This window comes from Paenibacillus sp. Y412MC10, from assembly GCF_000024685.1.
GTDB classification, from domain to species: domain Bacteria; phylum Bacillota; class Bacilli; order Paenibacillales; family Paenibacillaceae; genus Paenibacillus_AQ; species Paenibacillus_AQ lautus_A.
In genome coordinates, this window is the sequence record NC_013406.1 from 1,429,835 (window position 1) to 1,453,584 (window position 23,750).

The following is a 23,750-nucleotide window of genomic DNA, read 5'->3' on the forward strand; positions in this document are numbered from 1 at the left end:
GATGCAAACAGAACGGGTATGAGGGGGCGTAGGGAACATGACGAAGGAAAAGCTGCCGGTTCGATTCGGGATCATCGGCTGCGGAATTATTGCGGATATCCATGCCAAAGGCATCATGAACACGGAGGAAGCCGTGCTTGCCGCCGTGTTCGATACGAAACGGGAATCGGCGGTCAAGCTGACTGAAACGTATGGAGGAGATGTCTGCGACACATTGGAGGAGCTGCTGGCGCGCGAGGATGTGGAAGTGGTCTGCATTTGCACGCCAAGCGGCATGCATGCAGAGCAAACGGCGCTGGTTGCCCGGGCGGGCAAGCATGTGCTGGTGGAAAAGCCGATGGCGATCAAGCTTGACGATATCGAGCGCATGATCGAGGTATGTGCGGAGAGCGGGGTGCTGCTCGCCACCGTCTTTCCGAGGCGCATGTCCCCGCAAGCCCGATATGCCCGCCAGGTCATTCAGGAAGGGCGCCTCGGGAAGCTCAGTTTATGCTCGGCGTATGTCATGCTCTACCGCGATCAAGCCTATTATGACAGTGCAGGCTGGCGCGGGACCTGGGCGATGGACGGCGGCGGGGCGATGATGAATCAGGGAATACACACGGTGGATATGCTGCAATGGCTCGTTGGACCTGTTGCATCCTTGTCTGCCAAAGCCAAAGCCGTGCTGCGCAATATCGAAGTCGAAGATACCGTGATCGCAGCCCTTGAATTTGCGAGCGGCGCGCTTGGCGTCATGGAGATCACGACGACAGCCTGCGACGGGAAAGGGCAGCGGCTGGTCATTCATGGCGAGAAGGGCGCGCTGGTCATCGAAGAAGATACGATCGTATCTCTTGAAATCGATGGCGAACAAGTTCAGCTGCCTGAATTCGATGCGTTCAAAGTTATACCTGACGGCCACCGCCTGCAAATTCAAGATATGGCGCTTGCCGTTCGCGAAGGCCGCGAGCCTATCGTCACCGGGGAGGACGGCCGGCATTCCCTGGAGATCATTCTCGGTACCTACGAGGCTTCCAGGCAGCGCAAGGAAATTCAATTGTTGACCGGAACGCCGGCGTTGTAAGGGATGGAGGTGACTTTATGAGGACTGAGCGAAACATCGAACCTGTACTTGAAAAAGCTCAAGATCAACTGAAGGTCCGCGTTTATGACCAGCGCGAAGCGATGGGGAAAGCGGCGGCTGCCGATATCCGCGAGGCCATGCGGCGCCTGCTGGCCGAGAAAGAGCGCATTCGCATCGTCTTTGCGGCCGCCCCGTCCCAGAATGAGTGCCTGGCCGCGCTGGTTCAAGCGGAAGGACTGGACTGGAGCCGGGTAACCGCATTTCATATGGATGAATACATCGGCCTCCCCCCGTCGGCCCCGCAGCGGTTCGGGAACTTTTTATCCCGGCGGCTGTTTGATCGGGTATCTCCGGGAGAGGTGCATCTGATCGACGGTTTGAATGATCCTGAAGTTGAGTGCGATAGATACAGCCGATTGGTCGCCGCCGCGCCGATCGATATGGTGGTCCTGGGCATTGGCGAGAACGGGCATATCGCCTTCAACGATCCGCCTGTTGCCGATTTTGCCGACCCTTTATGGGTGAAGCGGGTCGAGCTGGACGAGGCTTGCCGCCTTCAGCAGGTGAATGACGGCTGTTTTGCGAGCTTGGAGGAGGTTCCGGCATACGCGCTTACGCTCACCGTTCCGGCGTTAATGTCGGGTGCCCATCTGTTCTGCGTCGTGCCGGGCGCAAGCAAGCGGGCAGCGGTGCAGCGGACGCTGCAAGGCGAGATAAGCGAGGCTTGTCCTGCCAGCATTCTTCGGCGGCATCCGGATTGCACGCTGTACGTCGACCTGGAGTCGTACGGGGAAATACGGAATGGATAGCCACGAACGGGTTCGGGCAGGCCGCCATTATGCAACAGGTGAGCCAATGGAGCTGGCATGGAATCCGGACGGCCGGATCGAGCGAGTCCTTCCACGCGGCGGGGACGAGGAGATATGGGTTGCTCCCGGATTGATCGATCTTCAGATTAACGGCGGTTACGGATATGACTTCAATTCGCTGCCGCTTACAACGGATACGGTCATCCAGGCAACCCGGCGGTTATGGGAGAAGGGTCTAACCCTGTTCTACCCCACCGTCATTACCAACGGAGACGAAGAAATCGAACAACTGCTGAGAGTTATCGACGCGGCTTGCCTGGAGGATGAAGCGGTCGGTTCGTCCATAGGCGGGATTCATTTGGAGGGCCCCTTTCTTTCTCCGGAGGAGGGGCCAAGGGGAGCCCATGATTCCCGGTACATCAAGGCGCCGGACTGGGCATTGTTTACGAGATGGCAGGCGGCATCGGGGAACCGGATTCGGATCGTCACCCTATCGCCGGAGTGGCCGGAAGCCGCGGGTTTTATCCGGGCGTGCGCCGAATCGGGAGTCGTTGTATCGATCGGGCACACCGCTGCCACACCTGAGCAAATTCGGGAAGCCGTGGATGCTGGAGCGACGATGTCCACCCATCTGGGCAATGGCGCGCATCTAACGCTGCCGCGGCATCCGAATTATATATGGGAACAGCTTGCCCAAGATCAGCTGTGGGCAGGCATGATCGCGGACGGGTACCATCTGCCGGATTCGGTCATCAAGGTGATGCTCCGCGCCAAGCAATCCAAAGCGGTGCTGGTCAGCGATGCCGTCTATTTAAGCGGAATGCCGCCAGGCGAATACGAGACCCACATCGGCGGTCATGTCGTCTTGACTCCCGAAGGCCGACTGCATCTCGCCCGCAAGCCCGAGCTGCTGGCCGGCTCGGCCATGATGCTTGCCGATGCGGTTTGGCGGCTGGCTCGGTCGGGGCTGTGCGCGTTTTCTGAAGCATGGGACATGGCTTCGGTGCTGCCCGCCCAGGCCATGGGGCAAGGGGAACGCCATGGGCTGATGAGAGGAGCCCAGGCCGACTTCGTGCTTCTGGAGAAGCGCGAGGAGGTCTTTCGCATCCTGGAGACCGTCAAGGGAGGGCGTTCGGTTTACCGGGCGGATCGATAGATGTTGAAACATAAACAGGATGTTATGAATTTGAACGATGATCACAAGTTTGAGGCCAAGACAACAAATATCCCTTCTTGAATTCAAGAAGGGATATTCGCATTCCTATTTATAGTGAGGCATCTGAAATTTAAACGCAGGGTTTTATTTCTTTTTGATAATAGTCATATAATCGTTGGACGGAAGAACTGGACAAGATATGTGCTGCTCGTTCAATTTGCTCGCGTTCCCAATCGTACCATCGCATTTCCATTAACTTTTCGATGTCTTCGTCCGCAAAGCGTTTCTTTATCTCTTTGGCAGGGTTACCGCCTACGATACTGTAGGGCGGGACATCTCTAGTAACAACCGAACCAGCCGCAACAATGGCGCCTTCGCCAATGGTCACACCTGGCATAATCATGGCATTCATTCCAATCCAAGCATCGCTTTCGATGACGGTATCGCCTTTTGGCGCGTAAGAAGCTTCAATCTGATCGACAAACGGGTATACGGTTACCCATTCAGGATGATGGTTGTGATTTCCACCCATTAAAATAATGACGCCGCTTGCGATGCATACGTAATTTCCGATAATCAATTTATCGATATGCCAACCATAGTCTTCAATGGGGTTAAACAACCTTTTGGATTTTGCATCCCCCCATAGATACCTAACGCAGCCATCTTCAAAATCATGATGATCGTAATAACCGGAATAGTATGAGTATTCTCCTACGCTTATCATCGGGTTTGTGACGATATCCTTCAGATACTTAATTTCGGACCAGTGTTCAAATCGATGTTGTTTCATTCTATTTCCTCGCTTCTAAGTAGAATAGATCATGTTTACTTAGAAGCTGAATACAGTTGCTACATTCTTAAACCTGATCAAACGACGAACCATCGTCCTCATCCTTTTCCTAATTGTTGATGAAATTGTAGAAAGGCGTGTTCTTTTCGTCAAACGTACGCGGGTGCAAGATTCCGATAAAATAATCCATACTCTTAGCCCAAAGGAGTGTCAGCTGCCTCTAACCATACTTCGCCATCATCTCCGCGAGCATCCCCTTAATGCGAACCACCAACTCCTGCGGGGCCTTCACGGTGGCTTCATTCCCTAATCCGATAAAAAATTTAGCAAAATACAAAAGTTCGCTGGCAGGGACGTTCTGATCAAGCCGTCCGCTTCCATCCGGCCGCTTAGCGATATGGGGGACAGGACATAACTCAGATTCGCAGCGCTGAACGCCTTCCCGGCTCAAATCCACGACCATCCGGACATAGACCGATTTCTCCGTCCCGTATTCCCTCCAGTTCCCCAGATGGATGTGCCGGTGATCCCGCGGCTCGATGCCGGTTGCATCCTCAGCCACAGACTGCATGCGGTCGCAGCGGAACAGGCGGAAATCATCGCGTAGAAAACAATAAGCGGGACAATACCAGAAGCCGTTGCTTGCATAGATGCCCACGGGCTGGATGCTTCGCGCGGCATAACCTTCCCTGCTCTCGTATAACACCGTAACGACCCGCTGGTCGACGGCGGCATCCAGCAGAGCCCCGAGAGATTCAGCCTTCTGCTGTCTGGTATGCGTCAGAAAATCCACCCGGTTCTTCATCTGGTCAATCCGGTCGCGCACATCCCCGGGCATGTAATAATAAAATTTCTGAAGTGCGGTAGAGGACTCGGCTTCAAAGGGAAGAAATAGATAGTGACGCAGGGCGTGGCTGGCAAAAAACATCGCGACGGCTTCTTCCTCGCTGAAGGCGATCGGCGGAAGAACCCGTTCCTTCAGCACCTGGTAGCCGCCGTGCGGTCCTACCTCGGAATAGAGGGGGACTCCCAGTTCGCTGAGCTCCTGCAGGTCCCGCAAAATCGTGCGGGACGACACGCCGAATTGATCGGCCAGTTCTCTTACGGTGAATTTTCGCATTCGGTTAACGGTCATCATCAGTTCGATGAGACGTTTGGATTTGGACATAGGATCAGCTCCGAATCGTGGAATGACTATGACAATAGTTGTCACTATTATACGCTATACTTGCCGTAGAACCCAGAGCCCCCACATAACTAATAAATGGAGTGATGAAACGTGAGTCAATTGCATGAAATGAAGCAGCTGTTGTTCGAGGAGCTCGAGCTTATCGTTCGTACCAGTTCGAATCTGATCGGCAAAATTTCAGAAGCGCATTGGAATTACAGGCCTGCCCACAATATGAGATCGCTTCAGGAACTCGTGCATCATCTGGTTTCGGTGCCTGCGACGGACCTGTTGATTCTGCAAGAGAAGAGCGAAGCGGAGATCCGGGAACTGGAGGCAAGCATCGCCGCTGACGGCACGGACAAGGACAAGCTGATCTCTTGGATGACAAAGGGACTTGCCGATGTAAAATCCTACATGAATGGGCTGACAGATGAAGAATTTATGCAGAAGACAACGAGACCCTTCTATTTGGAGCACGGTTCAACCCAAGCCAAGTGGCTGATTGAAATTGTCACGCATGCCCAGCATCACCGGGCGCAAATGTTCAATTACCTGAAAGCCCAAGGCTATGAAGTAAATATGTTCGATTTATATTAAACGTCAGGTATGCAGAGTGAGAACAGGGGTGAGAAGGATGCAGCGGCATGTACCGAGAAAATCGCCGAAGCTGCCGTTAACTGGCGAGGAGTTGGCGAAGCTGCGGTCAAACAAAATGAAGCTTATCGATATTGCGCAAATGGATATCGAGTTATTGTCCGGCGTGCTTGGTGTTTCGGATAGCCGCGCCCAATATATCCGGGGACTGGCACAGTTTCAGACGGTTCCTTCGATCGGACCGAAAGTGGCTGAACGCGTAGTCCAGTTGGGGTATTACGCATTGGAAGATATCAAGGATGAAGACGCTGCCTCTTTAACGGACCGGATGGAAGCGAGCAGCGGTTTCTGGGTGGATCCTTGCGTGGAGGATGCGTTTCGCTGCATCGTACATCATGCCAATCATCCGGGGAGCGGGAAGAGCTGGCATGACTTTACCGAAGTGCGTAAGCAATTCAGGGAGCAGCACGGATACCCTCCAACCCGTCCAACTTTATCGTGGTACGACAACGATGGACAACCGTAGGGGCCCTACCTTGACCTAGCAGGAGGCACTGCCACATGGCGGTGTCTTTTTTCCTGTTGTTTACCAAACTTGAAAAAACGCTTGAAAGCGACGCTGCGTCATCCTGTACAATGACTTCAAAGTAGAAAAGGGGTGGAGGTAAAGCAATGAAACGATATGCACCAGCTGCAATCCTATGGATCCTCGGCATGTTCTTGCTCAGCGCATGCGGTCCGAGGGGCGAAGAAGAGGAGCTCCAACGCGTAACGCTTGATGAGGTTGAAGTGCTGGAGATCGACCATGGCAGCACGACCTTGTTCGTGGAGACAGCGGATGTGGAAGCATTGGAGGTTTCGCTGCTCCGAAGCGGCAGTTCCGCAGGAGCCGTTGTCGATCAAAAAGATAATCGGGTGAGGATTTCTTTAGATAACGATATCACTCGGATGTTGAATATCGGCCGGATGCCGCAGCTTCGCGTAAAAATTCCTGCGGATTATGCAGGGAAGGTCGAAATTGACGGTTCTTCCGGCAAGGTAACGGGAACCGGCTTGCAGAATCACAGCCTTCAGGTGAAGGGTAAAAGCGGGAATATCTCCCTTGCGTTCGCCCGTTTGAACAACAATGTGGATGTATCGGCGACAAGCGGAAACGTGAACATACAGCTCGATGAAGAGGCGCCTGATGCGACATGGGTGCTGCAGTCCCGGAGCGGACGGAGGTCCATTGCCGTTCCGATCCAGGACAGGAACGAGAGCAACCGGAAGACGGAAGGGCGCACCGGTGACGGGGAGTTTGAGGTGAAGCTCAAAACCTCCTCGGGGAACATCTCGATAAAATAACCATGCGGAACTGAGCGTAAGAAAAAAGCATCCCCGATTAGTCCTTTCCAAGAGTTCATTGCTTCCGGACTCTTGGAGCAGACCATCAGAGGATGCTTGTCATCTCAACCTATGAAAGATTCTTATATGACAACAAGGAATGAAAGCACCTTATTCTTCAACAGGCACAGAAGCCTTGGATGAAGCGGAGGATCTCATATATTGGGGCGGGTTTACGTCATCGATCAGCAGAATACCGTCGTACTGGTCGCGGGCGATTAAGCTTTCCGGAATCATGCCCCAGCTATAGGCAAAACGCGGCTCGAACATCCACGAGTTGCCTGCCTCGCGTTTTTGGTAACGCAGGTCAACGAAGGTATACGGCGAGCCTGCGGCCGAGAGGATCGATTCCATGGAGCCCGGCTCTGCCGGCAGAACGTCATGCACATTCCCCATATTATCCGCGGTTTGGCCGCTGGCCGGATACAGGCCAAGCACGTAACTGTATTTTTTCATTTCATCCGAGAGTTTCTCTCCCATTAAAGTCACCGGATATGGCGTACCCATCACCTCGGTTTGAGCTTTGCGGATGTGGTCGTTATGTCCCCACACGATGAATTTTTCCGTCGGGTATACTTCGGTTGCCAGCCACATGAGATTGTCATGCATCGCCTGGTCCCGCCATTCCATCGATTCCAGGAACGGGACATAATCCCCGCTTTCCATGCCAAGCGTTGATTGAATGGAGAGCTCCACGTATTCCCGGGCTACCCGAATCCGGTCGTTCAGGGTCCGCTCGAGCAGCATGGACAGTTTGGGGTTATCCGGGTACAGCCGTTTCAGATGAGCTTCGTTTGCCTCCGTCTTTAAGGATTCCAGAGCATCCTTGTACACTTGAATCAGCTGATGTTTCTCTTTGCGGTAAGCGTCTAGATCCATACCAAGAGAGTAGTCGGACAGTTTCTTCTCAGCTTCCGATAGACGCTTAGCCATGGCCTGATCCTGCAGCCATTGTCCGTCCAACAGCGGATGCTGCAGCTGCATGTCAAAACCGGTCAGCACGAGCGGCTGCTTGCTCTGTTGTGCTGTTTTAATGTAGTCGAACAACGGCATAATTTCCTTGGACCACCAGACGCCGAAGATGGAATCCTTCATCGTTTGTTCCGCGCTCCGCTGCCCGGCCCTGCCGTAAGCCAAGGAGCTGTTGCCAAGTCCGCTCTCAAAAGCCAGAACGTTGTACCCCATCTCCTGATGCAGGAACTGAATCAAGCGGGTCTTCGCCAGGTTGAACTCGCCAACCCCGTGGGAGCTCTCCCCTAGAAACACGAAACGTTTGTCATGCAGCAAGGGCTTCAGCATAGCCAGATCCTTATACTGGTTAGTGCCGTTGGCTGTGTTGGCCGGGTGAATCGTATCCAGTCGATATACATGGTCTTTGGCCCAATTCTCCCACTCGGCAATTTTTTCATCCGACGTCCGAGCAGTCTTAACCTCCGTAACCTGGCCTTGGATGGGATCGGCGGCAGAAGCATATGTTTTTCCTTCAGGGATGAAGGTTGTCCCCAATAGGGAAGCGGTGAGCAGAAACACGGTGAATGCTTTTCTGGCTTTATGTAATGGCATGATAGATTAGGTCACTCCTTATTATGATGATTGGTTATTAGTTCTTGCCTTGAAGCGTTGGCATCACCTCCTTAACCTGGTCGCAATTACTGTCTGGCGGCGTTAGTGAATTGAAATGCAGCCCTGCCCTAGTCTTCTTCCCAGAACAGATCGTTCAGCGTACGCGATAATGCCTTGCATATGGCAACGCACAGGCTGAGGGACGGATTATATTTCCCCAGCTCGATCAGGCCGATGGTCTGCCTGGAGACACCGACGATCTGGGCCAGTTCTTCCTGCGATAAATCCTTTTCGACGCGGGCCATCTTCAATTTGATGTTTTTCATGCGGCAGTCCCCCTAATATCCCTTTCTACGAGTCGAATGGATCGTTCTGCGACATTTTCTGGCTTACCTTGTTGGCGCCGTAGTGGATCAACCAATTCCCCCCGACAAAGAGCGGGATGTAGATGATCAGTGAGACGAGGAAAACGCTAAAGAAATATTTGAGCTCGGTCGCGCTGTTGTCATTGCCAAACAGAACCGCGCTGCGGATACCGAAAAAAAGAGCAAGTGCGACACCGATAACAAGCCCCCATATCGCCGTACGCATGCTGAACGAAATTTTGCTCCGCTGGTCATGGACCTCCACTTCATCCGAGTAAATCCCCAGCGCCACGCTGCGTATCCCGAAATATAAGCTTCCTCCCAGCATGATCAGCATTTCCAGCCAGACGGGTTCCGTTCGCGGCAGCACAAAAGATTTGATGATGACGGAAATGCTGCAAATGACCATGATCAAGGTATACACCTCTTTATATAACTTGTTCTTTAAATTGACGATACGCTCATCCTCAACCGAGTTTTTCTTAAACCAATTCAAGCTCATCATTCCTTCCTTTGGTTAGAGATACGTTCCTGAGATTTTCTGGATACATGAATTGTAATAGTATTTACGTCTTTTTGCAATATATATATGTCATTTTGAATTTAATATTTGTCTTTTAAGGTTAGGAGGTGGATAAAAGAGTCTCAAACACTCATCCTAGTCTATAGGAGGAACTTATTCTTGATATATTTTGCTGAACCGGACGCTTGCAGAGGTTTACATTCTATGCTCGCGTGTTAGAATTGAATTAGGGCATCTTTCTTGCCCGAATTGATGTCGGGAGCGTGTTTTTTCATGATCCATTTCATTCGTTTACGCTAATGTGAGGTACAGATCCAAGTAGGCTCGGCCCTTTTTTTTGACAACTGCGGCTTGAGTTTATTTATCTGTGCCTTTTTCATTACGTTCAATCGAATGAAAGGGTGATTTGCTGTGTCCAACAACGAAAAATGGTTAAAAAAAGCACAAAAACTTTCGATACACGAGAAGATGTTTCAATGCCCGATCTGCGGCGGTTCCATGAAGGTAGAACGCATGGCCAGCCTGGAATGCGAGAACAGGCATTGCTATGATATATCCAGACAGGGATACGTAAACCTGCTGAACCATTCATCCAAAACCAAATATGATAAGGCTTTGTTTGAGGCCCGAAACACGATCAGCGGCAGCGGCTTCTTCGGCCCCATGGTAGAAGCGGTAACGAATCGCCTGATCCAGGAGCTGAAGTCCCGGGAATCCGTGAAGCCTGTAAAACTGCTTGATGCAGGCTGCGGGGAGGGCTCCCATCTATCCGCCATCGGACATAAGCTTCGGGAGCACCCTTTGGTTCCGGATGTTCTCGGCGTAGGCATGGATATTGCCAAAGAGGGCATCGTTATGGCCGCCAAGACATCCCCTGACTCTATATGGTGCGTGGCCGATTTGTCCCGGAGCCCGTTTGCCGACCAACAGTTCGATTACATCCTGAACATTCTGTCCCCGTCCAATTATTCGGAGTTCAGGCGGCTGCTTGCGAGTGGCGGATCATTGGTGAAGGTAATCCCGGACAGCCTGTATTTGCAGGAGCTTAGAACCTTGTTCTATACAGGCACAGGCAAGGAGAATTACTCCAATGACAGCACAATAGAGCTGTTCAGCCGTCACTTTGAGCAAATCGAAGCCGAGCGGGTGCAGTATCGAGTCGTCCTGGATAACGATCAGATGAAACAGTTGATTCGCATGACGCCGTTATCCTGGAGCGCTTCGCCCGAGGCCATCGGACAAATGCTGGATGAAGCGATGGAGGTCACGGCGGACTTCAAAATCCTGTATGGATGGAATGAGGGATAACCATAACGGTCCTTCAGACGAAAATGCCTCATGTTTTGCTAAAGTGATCCGGTTGGGGAATAATAGGAGTAACGTTGTAAATATGAAAATAAGGTGGTTGACGATCATATGACACTTCGAATGAATCCGTATCTCGTGATGGACGGGAATGCTAAGGAAGCTATTCAATTCTATGAGAAGGCGTTGGATGCCCAGGTCGTCATGGTTCAGACCTTCGGCGAGATGCCGGCGAACCCTGATTTTCCGCTGCCGGATAGCGCGAGAGATCGCATTTCCCACGCTTTGCTGAAGGTAGGAGAGACGGATTTGATGTTCTCCGATACGTTTCCCGGTCAACCGGTTCAATCCAGCAATCAGGTTCAGATCTGTATCATGACCGATCAGGCCGAACAGGCTAAGCGGATATATGAAGCGCTGCGGGAGGGCGGTCAAGTGGTTATGCCCCTTCAGGAGACGTTCTGGAGCCCGGCGTACGGCATCGTGGCTGACAAATTCGGCGTGAACTGGAATATCTCCACGGAAGCGGAAGCGTAGAAGCTGATATATAAATGAACAAAAAGCCCTGACGATTTGCCGTCAGGGCTTTTTGTTCGGTTGCAGCGCAGTCGAGTTTCCTGAATTATGCCCGAGATCCGTCCCACCACTTATAGTAGATATGGACATGCCCGGCGGGGCTTGCCACGAGCGGATCGATAACGAGTGTTTTGCCGCTCACCTTCAACTCGATCACCTTCTTGTTCTTCTCCGCGGAGTCTATTTTCGCGAGGAAGGCGGAATCGACCTGGAAGCCATACAGCTGGAGGAGCTCGATCAGCATGCCGCGCTGGGTTTTATCGGCGGCATTGGAAAGCGCGATTCCGCTGAACTGCATAATCTGCGGCTCGAATTGAACGGACACGGCGTAATCCGTCTCACCGGTTTGCTTCGTGCTGGTCATCACGATTTTATTCGATCCGTCGTCATAAATGCGGTAGCCGCTGTACTTCGGAAATACCTTCTGGCGGATCACGAGGTACATCTCGTCCCGGTAAACGTCCCAAGGGGTTGGCAGCTTCGGCAGCATGGCCTCCGCGCTTGGCGCGGTAGGGCGGTCGTACAGGTTCGACATTCCGCGATCGGTCAGGTTTTTGATCAGCTGAAGCACTTCGGCCCGCGTGATGGTGCCGCTGCCTACATAGCCTTCAATCGTATTTTCACCTTTGATCCGGCCCTGCGCGTACTTTTTCCCCAGAACGTATTGAATGGCCTGATTCCCGCCGTAGTTCACGCCGTCGGCGCTGGATATCAGCTCGGCCACATGGGCCCGCGTTATGTATTGGCTGCGCTTGGTTTTGTCAGCGAATCCGTGTACAGGATAGTTCTTGAAGTGCAGAAAATGATAATATTTATCCGACCATAGTTCGGTCAAATAGTTCTCCTGCAGGTCCTTGCCCGTAATGCCGACAACCAGCATGCGGATGAATTCGGCCTCGGTCACATTCTGGTTAGGCATGAACATTCCGTTCGCATAGCCGTTGACAATCCCCTTGTCGACGCCCCATTCGATGGTCGTTTTTGCCCAGTGGTTATCAATATCCCGAAAAGTAACCCCGGCAAAAGCGCTGCCAGCTCCTACGAACAAAGAGACAGCCAGGAGTATAGGCGCACATAGTGTCCTGAACTTCAACATCTGCAATCCTCCATCTATAATTTGCTAAAATACTACAAAATACATTGTATAGGCCTATTTTTCGGGCGGTCAAGCATCAGAAAGCGGTTCCGAACAAAGATGGGCTGTTATAACTAGCTAACTAACTTTAGCGATACTAAGGGACTACAGGACCAAGGAAGTGCATAAATCTTCTGTTTTTGATGTGGGATATACGAAGGGAAGACATGTTTTTCATGAAGCATCCAGGGAGTGAGACACGCTGCCGTGCGAAAATATCCGGAGGTTCCAGAAATCGGTTCTAGTCTAAAAGTTAGGGGTTCGGAGTTCCTATTGGAAGATGCCTTGCCATTAGGTAAAATATCCCTTGTTTACTATCTACAGAAGAGAGGCGAAAATCGATGAGATTGATGCGAAAATCGTTATTAACCTTATGCAGCCTTTTGCTTGCCGTCTCGGTTTTGGTGCCGCTAACAACGGTTCATGCAGCGGATCAGAAATGGATCAATCAAGTATGGAGCGAGTATAAATCCTATAACAAGAAGACGGTAAATGCGTATAACAATTACCAGAAACAAGTAGACAAGAAATATAAGGCGTTTTATAATGCCAGCCATGCCTCCCTGGACCAGCTCGAGAAAAAAGTGCTGGAGGATCAAAAGCAGTGGGACGAGAAGCTTCGAGCCGATTTGGAGCAGCTGAAGCTGAAGTATGAGGGAAACCGCGACGTAAAGGATAAGCTGGCACAATATGAACGGTTCATCAATCCAAGTTATTTAAACGGTCCGATGTGGAAGTATGCGAATGCCGCTAACCGCAATTATTTGAACAGTACCCTATGGAAACTAAGCAAAGAAATGAACGAGGATTATTTGAACAGCTGGATGTGGACATACAAGAAGACGATCACCCCGAGCTATTTGAACAGTTCCGCATGGAAATTCAGCAAAACGGTCAGTGAAAGCTATTTGAACAGCCCGATGTGGAAGCTCCGTAACGGATCGAGTACGTCGTACCTGAACAGTCCGATGTGGAAGTACAAACAAGGGAAAATCAGCAAAGCAACAGCTAAGAGCCAATACGGCAAGCTGTTTAAGGAACAGACTACCGCGATCTCCAAAGGCAATGCTGCAAGAAAATCCGAAATAACGAAAATGGCAAGCGGTACGCAGAAGAAGATAGACGAGCTATATAAGGAAACGGTGGTTATACTTGAGGCACGTCGCGAGGAGGCGTTGAAGAGCATCTCCGACCTGCGGATCGAAATTGCCGGAGAAGGCTTGAAATGGGAAGCGCTGCTCGTGGAGAAACCGTAATTATCTATATTTCTAAGCCTACAAGAAAAGAGCTGCCCCAGATGGTCCGAACATGACCATAGGGGCAGCTTTTGATTTTTGTAAAAATGAAAACAAGAAAATGTAGGATATTCTTTGACTTTAACGATTGTTTCACATAATATTATGTCAGTAACCTAACAAAAACTAACATAAATAACACGGAAGCTGAACGACAAATTCGCACTTAAGTAGGTTGATAACGATGAAAACGAAAGTGACGATTCAGGAAATCGCCGATTTCACGGGCGTGTCTAAATTTGCGGTATCCCGGGCCTTGTCGGGGAAATCCGGTGTCAGCCCGCAGACCAGGGACATGATTCTGAAGGCCGCCGGACAGCTTGGGTATTTCAAGGATCAGCCGGGCCAAGCAGCGGGAAGAAACCAGCAGCTCCAGGAGCCGGAGAACCGAAAATGGGCGGGGGCGGTACTGGTCCTGTTCCCGAATGTCCGATATCAGAATCGCGAATCGCTCTATTGGGGGCCGGTTTTTGACGGAATATCGACCCGTCTTAATCAGAAAGGGCTCGACATCCTGACGCTGACGGAGCCTTCGAATGACCACATGTTCTCCCTCCTGAATCCCCAGGGCATTCTCGGGATCGTAACGGTGGGAGCCGTGTCCACGCAAAATTTAATGGATATCAAGAAGCTGAACATTCCCGTGGTCATGGTAGACCACATGGACCCCGCGTTCCAATCGGACACGGTATTCACCGACAATATGCACAGCATGAAACAAATCATGACCAAACTGATCAGCAAAGGATATAAAAAATATCAGTTCATCGGCAACATCGAAGATGCCCAGAGCTTTTACGAGCGCTGGATCGGTTTCTCGTCCGCGCTGGCCGATTACAAAATCGAGCATCGGCAGCTGCCTTCTCTGATCAGCCCGGAGATAGAGAACATACACGAAACGTTAGGCAAGGCTCTTGCCGGAAACGAGCTTCCGGAAGTGTTCGTTTGCGCTAATGATATCACCGCCATGTTTGCCATGGAGGCGCTCGGTAATCAGGGTATCGACGTTCCGGGTCACGTACAGGTGACCGGATTCGATAATACGTACGACAGCCTGCCGATTATGGCAACGGTGAACATCGATAAGGAATTGCTGGGGATGCGTGCCGTTGATCAATTGCTTTGGCGGATCGTGAACCCGGATTCCAATTATGAGCGTCTCCTTATTCAAGCCGATGTCATTGTTAGGGAATCGAATAACGCTGCGCGGGATACGGACGAACCATAAGCTGTACATGTAATGTTAAGTTAGCCCCGATGTCTTAAAGACATCGGGCCTTTTTGTATTCATAACAAACAAATAACAAATATACGGATTTGATGATAGTCAATTAAGATAGAAAAACAGTAATTTCAGTTGATATATAGGGATTTATAGCGAATAAGGCCGATTTTTGCTGAAGTTAAATGTAAACGCTGTCGCTAATTATTTAGGTTATTTATAAAATAATATTTAGGTTCATTGTTATTATTATCATAAAATATATTGACGTAATTACGATCCTGGTGTTATATTTTTTGGCAAACAGGGATAACAGATTGGGGGCGGGGAACAACAGGATTGCCGGGAATGAAGCATCCAACATCATCTTGGGGGTACTTGCATGACGTTAACAGGGCGTTAAACAAATAGGGGAGGTTTTTAGCGTGAGAAAAATGAAAGGGCTTTCTTTATTGCTTATCTGTTTGTTATTTTTGATAACCGCCTGCAGCGGCGGAGGGGCCAAGCAGGCGGAGGCGCCGCCGGCGACCCCGGCTCCCAGCACGGAGACCGCGGCAGAGACTCCTAAAGAAGAACCCGCCGAACCTGAAGCAGAACCTGTTGATCTGGGCGGCCGCGTGATTAAGGTAGCCGCTTGGTGGGACCTGAAGCCGGCAGGCACAACGGCCGGAGAGAAGGCACGCCTGGAGAAGATCGCCGAAATCGAGAAGAAATACAATTGCAAAATCGAATTCGTCAACGTTCCCTTTGAGGAGTATATGAATAAATTCACGACAAGCGTGCTGGCAGGCGAGCCGTTCGCCGATATCGTGCAGCTGGAGTACAAGTCGGCATTGCCGGCGATTATGAAGGGACAGATCCTGCCGATCAGCGAATTTACCACGGACAAAAACAACATCAATAACGATGCGGATCTGCAGACGAAATATCCATCCATTGGCGGAGGGGAATACGGCTTCGATAATCCGACCTCCATCGGGCTCGGACTTCATTACAACCGCGATCTGTTTAAGAAGAACGGGCTTCCGGATCTTCAGGAGCTGTATGCCAAGGGAGAATGGAACTGGGATAAATTCATGGAGATCGCCAAACAGGCAACCAAAGATACGAATAACGACGGGAAAACGGACGTATGGGGCTTCTCCGGCTGGGCCATTGATGCGGTTAAGCATTTCACCGCCGCTAACGGGGGCAAAATCGTAGACGATTCCAACGGCAAAGAAGGCTTGTCCGATCCGAAGACATTGGAAGCAGCCGAATTCGTGAACCGCCTCTACAACGTGGAGAAGGTTGTGAAAGTCAAGAGCGGCAACAAAACGAATTGGGAAGAAAGCAACACTTTTAAAGACGGCGACGTAGCCATGTTTACGGCGGCAGAATGGATGCTGGGCGACATTACGTTCGAGGTTGGCGTGGTACCGATTCCTGCCGGTCCGCAGGGCTCGGCAGACACAACGTATGCCAATACCGCCGCGTCCGCGAAGTTCATTGCCAAAGGCGTAAAAGATCCGGCTATCGTCTACCAAATTTACGAGGAGACGTTCGATATACCGCCGACCGAGGAATACCCGGGACAGGATTACCTGGAGAGCATCTATACCAATCAGGAAGACATCGACATGATTCGTGAGCATATTGCCGGAACCGGCGTCATCACGGTGGACGAAGCCTACACGGATTATCCTACGAACGCTTTCATAGAGGATATCATCGTGAACAATCAATCGGTAACCGCTACGGCCGAGAAATATAAACAACAGGCACAGGCTGCTGTCGATAAGATGGGCAAATAAGATGGACGGGGGCGTTAAGGCGCAAGGCCGCGCCCCCTTCTCCTGAACAGGGGGATGAACATTGACACTTCAAACGCAGCTAAAAAAATGGATGACCCGGTTATTGGTTCTTGCGGCAATCTTGGCCGCTTTGACGGTGTTCTTTAATAGAGGGGGAAATGAGTCCGGAGCCGGTGGGAGACCGGAAGGCGGAGGGACGGAGCTTACATTGGAACGTCCCCCATCGCTGGTCAAACTCGGCATGCAGCCGGGGAAAAGCATTTCCTATACCGAGTATTTGTCGGAACATGACGGAAAGGGTCGGCCGGATCGTGAAATCACGATTCCTGCGGCGGATTACAGCCGTGCCGAGGGCGGGGAATTCCGAAGACTGGAAGCCTATGAGGGCCAACCCGGAACCTCGCTGTTTACGGGGGAGAAGGGTGAGGTGGAATGGAAGGTTCATGTAGAGGAGGAGGGATTGTACAATCTGTCCCTGCTCTATTATCCGGTGGAAGGAAAGAGTTCCTCCATTGAGCGTTCCATTCGCATCGACGGGGAGGTCCCCTTTCAGGAGGCCGCCTATTTGCAATTCGACCGGATATGGGACAACACCAAGGACGGCATCGATCAGGATAACCAGGGCAATGACCTGAGGCCGAAACAAATCGAACGTCCCGCTTGGACTAGGTCAGTGCTGCAGGATGCGGATGGTTACATCACGGAGCCGCTTCTTTTTTACTTTGAGGAGGGGGAGCATACCCTATCCTTGACGGCAGCGCGGGAACCGATGGTTATCGGGGAACTCAAGCTGTTCCAGCAGGAGATTCCGCCGACGTATGCCGAGCTGTACCGGCAGTATGAGGCTGAAGGGATTCGAAGAAATGAAGGCACCTTGCTGGCGATTCAGGGAGAGGACGCAGTCGCCAAATCCTCGCCGACCCTGTATCCGCTAAGCGAGCGTTCGAGTCCGAGCGTCAGCCCTTACAGCGCGTCGAAAGTCCGAATCAACACCATCGGCGGCTTCAACTGGCGGCTGCCCGGAAAGTGGATCGAATGGGAACTGGACGTCCCGGAGAGCGGGCTCTATAAGATAGCATTCAAATCGCAGCAAAATTTTGTAAGGGGCATGTACTCGACGCGAAAGCTGACGATCGACGGGAAGGTTCCGTTTGAAGAAATGAACCACGTCGCTTTCCGCTTTAAGAACGGATATCGCATGGACGTGCTTGGGGGCGATGAACCTTATCTGTTCCGGTTGGAGCAAGGTAAGCATGTGTTACGCCTCGAGGCGAGTCTGGGTGAATTCGCTCCCCTCATTCATGAGGTGGAGGACAGTCTGCTTAACCTGAATGCCATGTACCGCAAAATATTGATGATCACCGGCACGAATCCGGATGAATTCCGGGATTACCGTGTAGAGCAGCGGATACCGGAGCTGCTGGAAGTTTTCCGGTACGAAAGCGGCAGACTGAAGGCGGTCGCGGCCAGATTGGTTGAGCTGTCGGGTCAATCCGGCGACCAGGAGGCACTGCTGAAGACCATGGCGCTTCAGCTGGATGAGATGATCGAGAAGCCGGATACGATTCCGCGCAGGCTGGAGGCCTACAAGACGAATACCGGCGGACTCGGAACATGGCTGCAGCAGGCACGGGAGCAGCCGCTGGAGATCGATGCCCTCTATGTTGCATCAGCCGATGCCAAGCTGCCGATGAGCGGACTGGGGGCGGCCGATAAGGTGAAGCATGAGGCGTCGACGTTCTTCAGCTCCTTCTTCATTGATTACAACAATATCGGTAACGTCACGGATGAGAAGAATCAGCGTTCAATCACCGTATGGATCGGCAGCGGCCGTGATCAGGCCAATACCATCAAGGCGATGATCGACGAGACCTTTACGCCGGAGACCGGCATCAACGTGAATCTGAAGCTGGTGAACATGGGGACGCTGCTCCCCGCCACTTTGTCGGGACAGGGACCTGAGGTCGCGATGCAGATCGGCAATGACCTCCCGGTGAACTTTGCCATGCGGAATGCCGCGGCGGACCTGACGCAATTCCCTGACTTCGAATCGGTGGCTGCCAGATTCCGGGACAGCGCCTTGGTGCCATACCGATACCGCAGCGGCGTATATGCGCTGCCGGAGACGCAAACCTTCAACATGATGTTCTACCGGAAGGACGTGCTGGAGGAGCTGGGTCTTGAAGTTCCGAAGACTTGGGACGATGTGGCCAGCCTGCTTGCCGTATTGAACAAAAATCATATGCAATTCGGTCTTCCCGTCGTGGCGCAGGCACCGGATCAGTGGACCACGCTGCCGCCGAATTCGATGTATGCGGCGCTCCTGATGCAATCCGGCGGGCATTTCTACCGAAACAACGACCGGGAGTCGGATCTGGACTCCAAGATCGGGCTGGAAGCATTTAAACAGTGGACGGAGTATTACACCGACTACAAGCTGGAGCGGGAATACGATTTTGCGAACCGGTTCCGTACCGGACAGATGCCGATCGGCATCTCCGATTACACCACCTATAACCAGCTGTCCGTGTTCGCGCCGGAAATCCGCGGCGTATGGGGTTTCGCCCCCGTGCCTGGAACCGTTCAGGCGGACGGCACGATTGACCGCACCGTACCGAGCGGCGGCAGCGCCGTGCTGATGCTGGACGATGCAAAGGACAAGGATGCGGCTTGGGAATTCTTGAAATGGTGGACCAGCGATGCGACACAGACGGATTTCGGCCGTGAAATGGAAGGGTTGATGGGCGCGGCCGCCCGCTATCCGACCGCCAACATCAAGGCGCTGGACAGTCTGCCATGGCCGGTAGCCGACTATGAGAATTTGAAATCCCAATTTGAATGGGTTCAGGGAATACCCGAGGTGCCGGGCGGCTATTCGACGGGCAGGCATTTGTTCAATGCCTTCTATCGTGCGGTCATCAGCGGCATCGAGCCGCGGGAGGCCTTGATGGATTCGGTGCAGTATATTCACGACGAAATCCGGACCAAGCAAGCAGAATTCGGCGAGCTGCAGGAATAGGGGGAGTCCAAATTGCATAATGCCAGCCTTCAGGATCCTGAGGTTACGATGTCTGCCGCTATCCGCCCCGTCAAGCCGCAATCCTGGTGGAAGCGGAAGCTGGCGGAGATGAAGGCCAGCAAGCATTCCTATATATTGCTTGCGCCTTATATGATCCTGTTTACGCTGTTTACCGTTTTTCCGGTCGTCATTTCGATGATTCTAAGCTTTACGTATTTCAATATGCTGGAGTTTCCGCGGTTTGTCGGCTGGGATAATTATACGCGCCTGTTCCTGGAGGACGATATCTTTCTGGTCGCGCTGAAGAACACGCTGCTCTTTGCCGCCATAACAGGACCCATCAGTTATTTGGCCTGCTTCCTGTTTGCCTGGGTCATCAATGAGCTGGGTCCGCGGCTGCGGGCGTTCATGACCCTGATCTTCTATGCGCCTTCGATCTCGGGGAACATTTATTTCATCTGGCTGATGATCTTCTCGGGTGATCGCTACGGCATAGCGAACGGCATGCTGATTAAGCTGGGCCTCATCCTGGAGCCGATCCAATGGCTGAAAACCGAAGCGTTGATCATGCCGATTATCATTTTGGTCCAGCTGTGGCTCAGCCTCGGAACCGGCTTCCTGGCCTTCATCGCCGGACTACAAACCGTAGATAAAACGCTCTACGAAGCGGGTGCCGTGGACGGAGTCCGCAACCGCTGGCAGGAGCTGTGGTTCATAACGCTGCCTTCGATGCGGCCGCAGCTTATGTTCGGCGCGGTCATCCAGCTTACGACATCGTTTGCCGTGGCCGACGTATCGATTGCGCTGGCCGGTTTCCCGAGCGTGAACTACGCGGCGGAAACCATCGTCACGCATCTCATCGATTTCGGCACGACGCGCTTCGAGATGGGTTTTGCGTCGGCGATTGCGACCGTGCTGTTCATCCTGATGGTGGGAACCAACCTGATCGTCCAAAAATTGCTGCGCAAGGTAGGTGAGTAGACGCGTGAGGGTTACATACGAACTTCCGAAAAAACGGGACGGCCGCCTGCTGAACGTCAGGCTTAAAGCTCGCAGCAAACGGGTAAACCGCTCGTTCATGGGCACCTTCTCCCTGTTTGCGCTGCTGGCGGTGTTCGGCGCTTTCATGGCGCTGCCCCTGGTGTACGCCATCAACAACGCGTTCAAGCCGCTGGACGAGATTTTCCTGTTTCCGCCGACGCTGTTTGTCCGCAATCCGACATGGAATAACTTTTCCGATCTGATCAATCTGCTCGGCCAGTCCTGGGTGCCGTTCTCGCGGTATATCTTCAATACGGTCTTCATAACCGGGGTCGGCATTGTCGGGCATGTGATCTTTGCATCCGCCGCGGCTTACCCGCTGGCCAAACACAAGTTTCCGGGCAAGGTGTTCCTGTTCCAGGTCGTCGTGCTCTCGCTGATGTTCACGCCGGTCGTTACGGCGACGCCGAATTATATGATCCTGTCGTGGCTGGGGCTCATCGACACCTACTGGGCCGTCATTATACCGGCTTTCGGCTATTCGCTAGGGTTATATCTAATGAAGCAGTTCATGGAACAGATACCGGATGCCTTGCTGGAAGCGGCCAAAATCGACGGAGCCAGCGAATACCGGATCTTCTGGTCCATCGTGATGCCGAACGTGAAGCCGGCATGGCTCACGCTGATCATTTTGCTGTTCCAGATCCTGTGGGGAACCGACGGCAACGGCTTTATTTACAGCGAGCAGCTCAAGACCCTGCACTATGCATCCAATCAGATCATTCTGGGCGGTATTTCCCGGGCCGGCGCAGGCGCGGCCGTGGCAGTCATCCTGATGAGCGTGCCGATTGTGCTCTTTCTGTTCTCGCAGAGCCGGATCATCGAGACGATGGCGACCTCCGGGATGAAGGATTAGGGAGGGGATCAGATGTCAGCAAAAAAATGGTTGCTAACTCTCGCGGCGGCCTCCCTGCTGCTCACCGGCCTAATGCCGGGGAGCGTCTCCGCCAGTGCTCCGTACGAGAGCTATATCTACAACTATTGGGAGGAAACGGTTGCCGTGCCTGCCGCTTATTTGCCGGAACGCGCCGTTACGGGGAAGGAGCTGGGCATTGGAGATTTCTTGGATCCGAGCGATATGCATGTGTCGGAAGCCGGAAACATCTACGTGCTGGACAGCGGGAACAAACGGATCGTCGTCCTGGACGATGCGTGGAACGTGATCCGGGTCATTGATTCTTTCATGAACGAAGGGAAAGAGGACGGTTTTGCAAATCCTGCCGGCATCTTCATTGACGGGGATGAGCAGATCTATGTTGCGGATACGGATCATCAGCGGGTTGTCGTGTTGACGGCGGAAGGGGCGCTTGTCCGCATCATGGAGCAGCCGGAGTCGGATGTGCTGCCTCAAGGCTTTCAATTCATTCCCCTGAAAGTGGCGGTGGATGAGGCCAAACGGGTATTCGTCGTCGCCCGCGGCGTTTACGAAGGCATTATGCAGTTCGAGGAGGAGGGTACCTTTCTCGGCTACGTCGGAACGATTAAGGTAAAGCGCGATTATGGCGATTATTTCTGGAGATTGGTATCGACGAGCGCGCAGAAAGCCCAGATGAGACTGTTCATCCCGACCGAGTTCTCCAATCTGGATATGGACGGCAAGGGGTTCGTCTATGCCACGAATATTGACGTCGGATCCAAGGAACCGTTGAAACGCCTCAATCCCTCGGGAGAGGATGTGCTAAAGCGCTTCGGCTACTTTCCGGTTGCGGGAGATATTTATTATCGAAGAACGGTAGGGCCATCCAAATTCGTTGATATTAAGGTGCTCGGCGACGGGATGTACAGCGCGCTGGACTCTACCCAAGGACGCGTCTTCACCTATGATGAGACCGGAAACCTGTTGTATGTCTACGGCGGCATCGGGAATCAGCTGGGCCTATTGAAGACGCCGGCAGCGATTGAACGGCTTGGAGACCGCCAGCTTGTGCTGGACCGGGGAAAGGCAAGCATCGTCATGTTCGAGCCGACCGAGTTCGGGAAGCAGGTTAACCTTGCCGTCCGCAACCATTACCGGGGAGAAGACGCGGAGGCGGAAAGGTATTGGGAACACGTGCTTCAGCTCAATGCGAATTATGACATCGCGTATATCGGCATCGGGAAAGCGAAGCTCATGAAGGGGGAGAACAAGGAAGCCCTTCAATATTTTGAGCTGGGCATGGACCGCAAGAACTATTCCGTGGCGTATAAACGATATCGCAGGGAGGTCATGAAGGAGCATTTCGGCACCTTTTTATCGGCAGGGACCGGGGGCCTGCTGCTCTACGCGGTCTATAGAACGGTAAGATATCGAAAGCAAAGGAGGGCAGGAAAGCATGAAGCAGGACTATCTTAAATTCCCCCTTCATTTGATCGTTCACCCCTTCGACGGATATTGGGACCTGAAGTACGAAAACCGGGGACGGCTCGGGGTGGCTTATCTCGTATTGGCGCTCGTGGTCATTGCCACGATTCTGCAGCGGCAGTATGCGGGATTTCTGGTCAACTACAATGATCCGCGGACGCTGAGCAGCATCGACGAACTGATATTTATCGTCCTCCCGTTCTTCCTGTGGTGCGTCTCCAACTGGTCGGTCACCACGCTCATGGGCGGGGAAGGGAAGTTTAAGGAGATCGTGATGGCCAGCGCATATGCCCTCATTCCGATGGTTCTGATCTATCCGCCCATGACGCTGGCGAGCCGGTTCATGGTCCAGGAAGAGACCGTGTTCTATTATCTGCTAACGACGGTAGCAGCGATCTGGTTTATCGGGCTGCTTTTTGTCGGCACGATGACGGTCCACCAATACACGGCCGGCAAAACGGTCGTCACGATGTTTCTGAGCTTGATCGTCATGGGCATTATCGTATTTCTGGGTACGCTCGTTCTGAGCATGCTGCAGCAGATTTACACGTTCGTTGTCAACGTTTACCGAGAGATCATTTTCAGGCAATAAGGAGGCCG

The 23,750-nt window shown here is 52.4% G+C and carries 22 protein-coding genes; 16 read left to right on the forward strand and 6 right to left on the reverse strand.

Going from position 1 to position 23,750, the window contains the following annotated elements; genetic code table 11:
* Positions 1-37: 37 nt before the first annotated feature.
* From GYMC10_RS06025 to GYMC10_RS06035, 3 genes are read left to right on the forward strand one after another with little or no spacing between them, the layout of a single operon-like run.
* On the forward strand, positions 38-1,066 hold the full coding sequence (locus GYMC10_RS06025) for a Gfo/Idh/MocA family protein (RefSeq protein WP_012819335.1): 1,029 nt from the start codon (positions 38-40) through the stop codon (positions 1,064-1,066).
* Between the two features lie 17 nt (positions 1,067-1,083).
* Positions 1,084-1,875: a glucosamine-6-phosphate deaminase gene (locus GYMC10_RS06030; protein WP_012819336.1), complete on the forward strand. Its 792-nt coding sequence runs from the start codon at positions 1,084-1,086 to the stop codon at positions 1,873-1,875.
* Positions 1,868-3,031: an N-acetylglucosamine-6-phosphate deacetylase gene (locus GYMC10_RS06035; protein WP_012819337.1), complete on the forward strand. Its 1,164-nt coding sequence runs from the start codon at positions 1,868-1,870 to the stop codon at positions 3,029-3,031. Before GYMC10_RS06030 ends, GYMC10_RS06035 begins: the two co-directional genes overlap by 8 nt.
* Before the next feature lie 130 nt (positions 3,032-3,161).
* On the opposite strand, the gene GYMC10_RS06040 is transcribed toward GYMC10_RS06035, so the two are convergent.
* Positions 3,162-3,824, reverse strand: coding sequence for a CatB-related O-acetyltransferase (locus GYMC10_RS06040; RefSeq protein WP_012819338.1), 663 nt, complete (start codon positions 3,822-3,824; stop codon positions 3,162-3,164).
* Positions 3,825-4,044: 220 nt separating this feature from the next.
* The gene (locus GYMC10_RS06045; protein WP_012819339.1) at positions 4,045-4,992 is read right to left on the reverse strand and encodes a helix-turn-helix transcriptional regulator; all 948 of its coding nucleotides are present in this window, start codon (positions 4,990-4,992) and stop codon (positions 4,045-4,047) included.
* Between the two features lie 111 nt (positions 4,993-5,103).
* On the opposite strand from GYMC10_RS06045, the gene GYMC10_RS06050 reads away from it, so the two are divergent.
* The 3 genes from GYMC10_RS06050 (at position 5,104) to GYMC10_RS06060 (ending at position 6,933) form a co-directional block, all read left to right on the forward strand.
* Positions 5,104-5,592, forward strand: coding sequence for a DinB family protein (locus tag GYMC10_RS06050; RefSeq protein ID WP_012819340.1), 489 nt, complete (start codon positions 5,104-5,106; stop codon positions 5,590-5,592).
* Positions 5,593-5,629: 37 nt separating this feature from the next.
* Positions 5,630-6,115, forward strand: a complete 486-nt coding sequence (locus GYMC10_RS06055; protein WP_012819341.1) for a helix-hairpin-helix domain-containing protein — start codon at positions 5,630-5,632, stop codon at positions 6,113-6,115.
* A 146-nt stretch (positions 6,116-6,261) separates the two neighbouring features.
* Positions 6,262-6,933: a DUF4097 family beta strand repeat-containing protein gene (locus GYMC10_RS06060; RefSeq protein ID WP_012819342.1), complete on the forward strand. Its 672-nt coding sequence runs from the start codon at positions 6,262-6,264 to the stop codon at positions 6,931-6,933.
* 150 nt (positions 6,934-7,083) lie between these two features.
* Here the strand turns inward: GYMC10_RS06060 and GYMC10_RS06065 are convergent, their stop codons facing one another.
* The 3 genes from GYMC10_RS06065 to GYMC10_RS06075 form a co-directional block, all read right to left on the reverse strand.
* On the reverse strand, positions 7,084-8,535 hold the full coding sequence (locus tag GYMC10_RS06065) for an erythromycin esterase family protein (protein WP_012819343.1): 1,452 nt from the start codon (positions 8,533-8,535) through the stop codon (positions 7,084-7,086).
* Positions 8,536-8,663: 128 nt separating this feature from the next.
* A complete protein-coding gene (locus GYMC10_RS06070; protein ID WP_009594955.1) occupies positions 8,664-8,861 on the reverse strand; it encodes a helix-turn-helix transcriptional regulator in 198 nt (65 codons plus the stop codon).
* Between the two features lie 25 nt (positions 8,862-8,886).
* The gene (locus GYMC10_RS06075) at positions 8,887-9,402 is read right to left on the reverse strand and encodes a DUF6773 family protein (protein ID WP_012819344.1); all 516 of its coding nucleotides are present in this window, start codon (positions 9,400-9,402) and stop codon (positions 8,887-8,889) included.
* A 432-nt stretch (positions 9,403-9,834) separates the two neighbouring features.
* Here GYMC10_RS06075 and GYMC10_RS06080 point away from each other — a divergent pair, with 432 nt between their 5' ends.
* Together GYMC10_RS06080 and GYMC10_RS06085 are read left to right on the forward strand one after the other, a co-directional pair.
* The gene (locus GYMC10_RS06080) at positions 9,835-10,731 is read left to right on the forward strand and encodes a putative RNA methyltransferase (protein ID WP_012819345.1); all 897 of its coding nucleotides are present in this window, start codon (positions 9,835-9,837) and stop codon (positions 10,729-10,731) included.
* A 108-nt stretch (positions 10,732-10,839) separates the two neighbouring features.
* Positions 10,840-11,265, forward strand: a complete 426-nt coding sequence (locus GYMC10_RS06085; RefSeq protein WP_012819346.1) for a VOC family protein — start codon at positions 10,840-10,842, stop codon at positions 11,263-11,265.
* Between the two features lie 85 nt (positions 11,266-11,350).
* Here GYMC10_RS06085 and GYMC10_RS06090 read toward each other — a convergent pair whose 3' ends face one another.
* Entirely contained in the window at positions 11,351-12,400 is a 1,050-nt protein-coding gene (locus GYMC10_RS06090; RefSeq protein ID WP_009594975.1) for an S-layer homology domain-containing protein, read from the reverse strand.
* Between the two features lie 380 nt (positions 12,401-12,780).
* On the opposite strand from GYMC10_RS06090, the gene GYMC10_RS06095 reads away from it, so the two are divergent.
* The 8 genes from GYMC10_RS06095 to GYMC10_RS06130 all read left to right on the forward strand — a co-directional run bounded on the left by GYMC10_RS06095 (position 12,781) and on the right by GYMC10_RS06130 (position 23,742).
* Positions 12,781-13,695, forward strand: a complete 915-nt coding sequence (locus GYMC10_RS06095) for a hypothetical protein (protein ID WP_012819347.1) — start codon at positions 12,781-12,783, stop codon at positions 13,693-13,695.
* A gap of 223 nt (positions 13,696-13,918) precedes the next feature.
* Positions 13,919-14,962 (forward strand): LacI family DNA-binding transcriptional regulator, encoded by a 1,044-nt coding sequence (locus tag GYMC10_RS06100; protein ID WP_009589697.1) that lies wholly within the window; start codon positions 13,919-13,921, stop codon positions 14,960-14,962.
* A gap of 419 nt (positions 14,963-15,381) precedes the next feature.
* Positions 15,382-16,749, forward strand: coding sequence for an ABC transporter substrate-binding protein (locus GYMC10_RS06105; RefSeq protein WP_012819348.1), 1,368 nt, complete (start codon positions 15,382-15,384; stop codon positions 16,747-16,749).
* Between the two features lie 61 nt (positions 16,750-16,810).
* A complete protein-coding gene (locus tag GYMC10_RS06110; protein WP_012819349.1) occupies positions 16,811-19,768 on the forward strand; it encodes an extracellular solute-binding protein in 2,958 nt (985 codons plus the stop codon).
* A 12-nt stretch (positions 19,769-19,780) separates the two neighbouring features.
* A complete protein-coding gene (locus GYMC10_RS06115; protein WP_012819350.1) occupies positions 19,781-20,749 on the forward strand; it encodes a carbohydrate ABC transporter permease in 969 nt (322 codons plus the stop codon).
* A 4-nt stretch (positions 20,750-20,753) separates the two neighbouring features.
* Complete coding sequence (locus GYMC10_RS06120; protein ID WP_009589726.1) at positions 20,754-21,665, forward strand: carbohydrate ABC transporter permease; 912 nt, start codon at positions 20,754-20,756, stop codon at positions 21,663-21,665.
* A 12-nt stretch (positions 21,666-21,677) separates the two neighbouring features.
* Positions 21,678-23,141 (forward strand): gluconolactonase, encoded by a 1,464-nt coding sequence (locus GYMC10_RS06125; RefSeq protein ID WP_041621935.1) that lies wholly within the window; start codon positions 21,678-21,680, stop codon positions 23,139-23,141.
* Positions 23,122-23,742 (forward strand): Yip1 family protein, encoded by a 621-nt coding sequence (locus GYMC10_RS06130; RefSeq protein WP_041621936.1) that lies wholly within the window; start codon positions 23,122-23,124, stop codon positions 23,740-23,742. The genes GYMC10_RS06125 and GYMC10_RS06130 overlap by 20 nt, the downstream gene beginning before the upstream one ends.
* Positions 23,743-23,750 lie beyond the last annotated feature (8 nt).

What these genes read in the sequence shown, in the direction of transcription:
- GYMC10_RS06025 (WP_012819335.1), top strand. Translation starts at nt 38, where the DNA reads ATGACGAAGGAAAAGCTGCCGGTTCGATTCGGGATCATCGGCTGCGGA.
- GYMC10_RS06030 (WP_012819336.1), top strand. Translation starts at nt 1,084, where the DNA reads ATGAGGACTGAGCGAAACATCGAACCTGTACTTGAAAAAGCTCAAGAT.
- GYMC10_RS06035 (WP_012819337.1), top strand. Translation starts at nt 1,868, where the DNA reads ATGGATAGCCACGAACGGGTTCGGGCAGGCCGCCATTATGCAACAGGT.
- GYMC10_RS06040 (WP_012819338.1), bottom strand. Translation starts at nt 3,824, where the DNA reads ATGAAACAACATCGATTTGAACACTGGTCCGAAATTAAGTATCTGAAG.
- GYMC10_RS06045 (WP_012819339.1), bottom strand. Translation starts at nt 4,992, where the DNA reads ATGTCCAAATCCAAACGTCTCATCGAACTGATGATGACCGTTAACCGA.
- GYMC10_RS06055 (WP_012819341.1), top strand. Translation starts at nt 5,630, where the DNA reads ATGCAGCGGCATGTACCGAGAAAATCGCCGAAGCTGCCGTTAACTGGC.
- GYMC10_RS06060 (WP_012819342.1), top strand. Translation starts at nt 6,262, where the DNA reads ATGAAACGATATGCACCAGCTGCAATCCTATGGATCCTCGGCATGTTC.
- GYMC10_RS06065 (WP_012819343.1), bottom strand. Translation starts at nt 8,535, where the DNA reads ATGCCATTACATAAAGCCAGAAAAGCATTCACCGTGTTTCTGCTCACC.
- GYMC10_RS06070 (WP_009594955.1), bottom strand. Translation starts at nt 8,861, where the DNA reads ATGAAAAACATCAAATTGAAGATGGCCCGCGTCGAAAAGGATTTATCG.
- GYMC10_RS06075 (WP_012819344.1), bottom strand. Translation starts at nt 9,402, where the DNA reads ATGAGCTTGAATTGGTTTAAGAAAAACTCGGTTGAGGATGAGCGTATC.
- GYMC10_RS06085 (WP_012819346.1), top strand. Translation starts at nt 10,840, where the DNA reads ATGACACTTCGAATGAATCCGTATCTCGTGATGGACGGGAATGCTAAG.
- GYMC10_RS06090 (WP_009594975.1), bottom strand. Translation starts at nt 12,400, where the DNA reads ATGTTGAAGTTCAGGACACTATGTGCGCCTATACTCCTGGCTGTCTCT.
- GYMC10_RS06095 (WP_012819347.1), top strand. Translation starts at nt 12,781, where the DNA reads ATGAGATTGATGCGAAAATCGTTATTAACCTTATGCAGCCTTTTGCTT.
- GYMC10_RS06100 (WP_009589697.1), top strand. Translation starts at nt 13,919, where the DNA reads ATGAAAACGAAAGTGACGATTCAGGAAATCGCCGATTTCACGGGCGTG.
- GYMC10_RS06125 (WP_041621935.1), top strand. Translation starts at nt 21,678, where the DNA reads ATGTCAGCAAAAAAATGGTTGCTAACTCTCGCGGCGGCCTCCCTGCTG.
- GYMC10_RS06130 (WP_041621936.1), top strand. Translation starts at nt 23,122, where the DNA reads ATGAAGCAGGACTATCTTAAATTCCCCCTTCATTTGATCGTTCACCCC.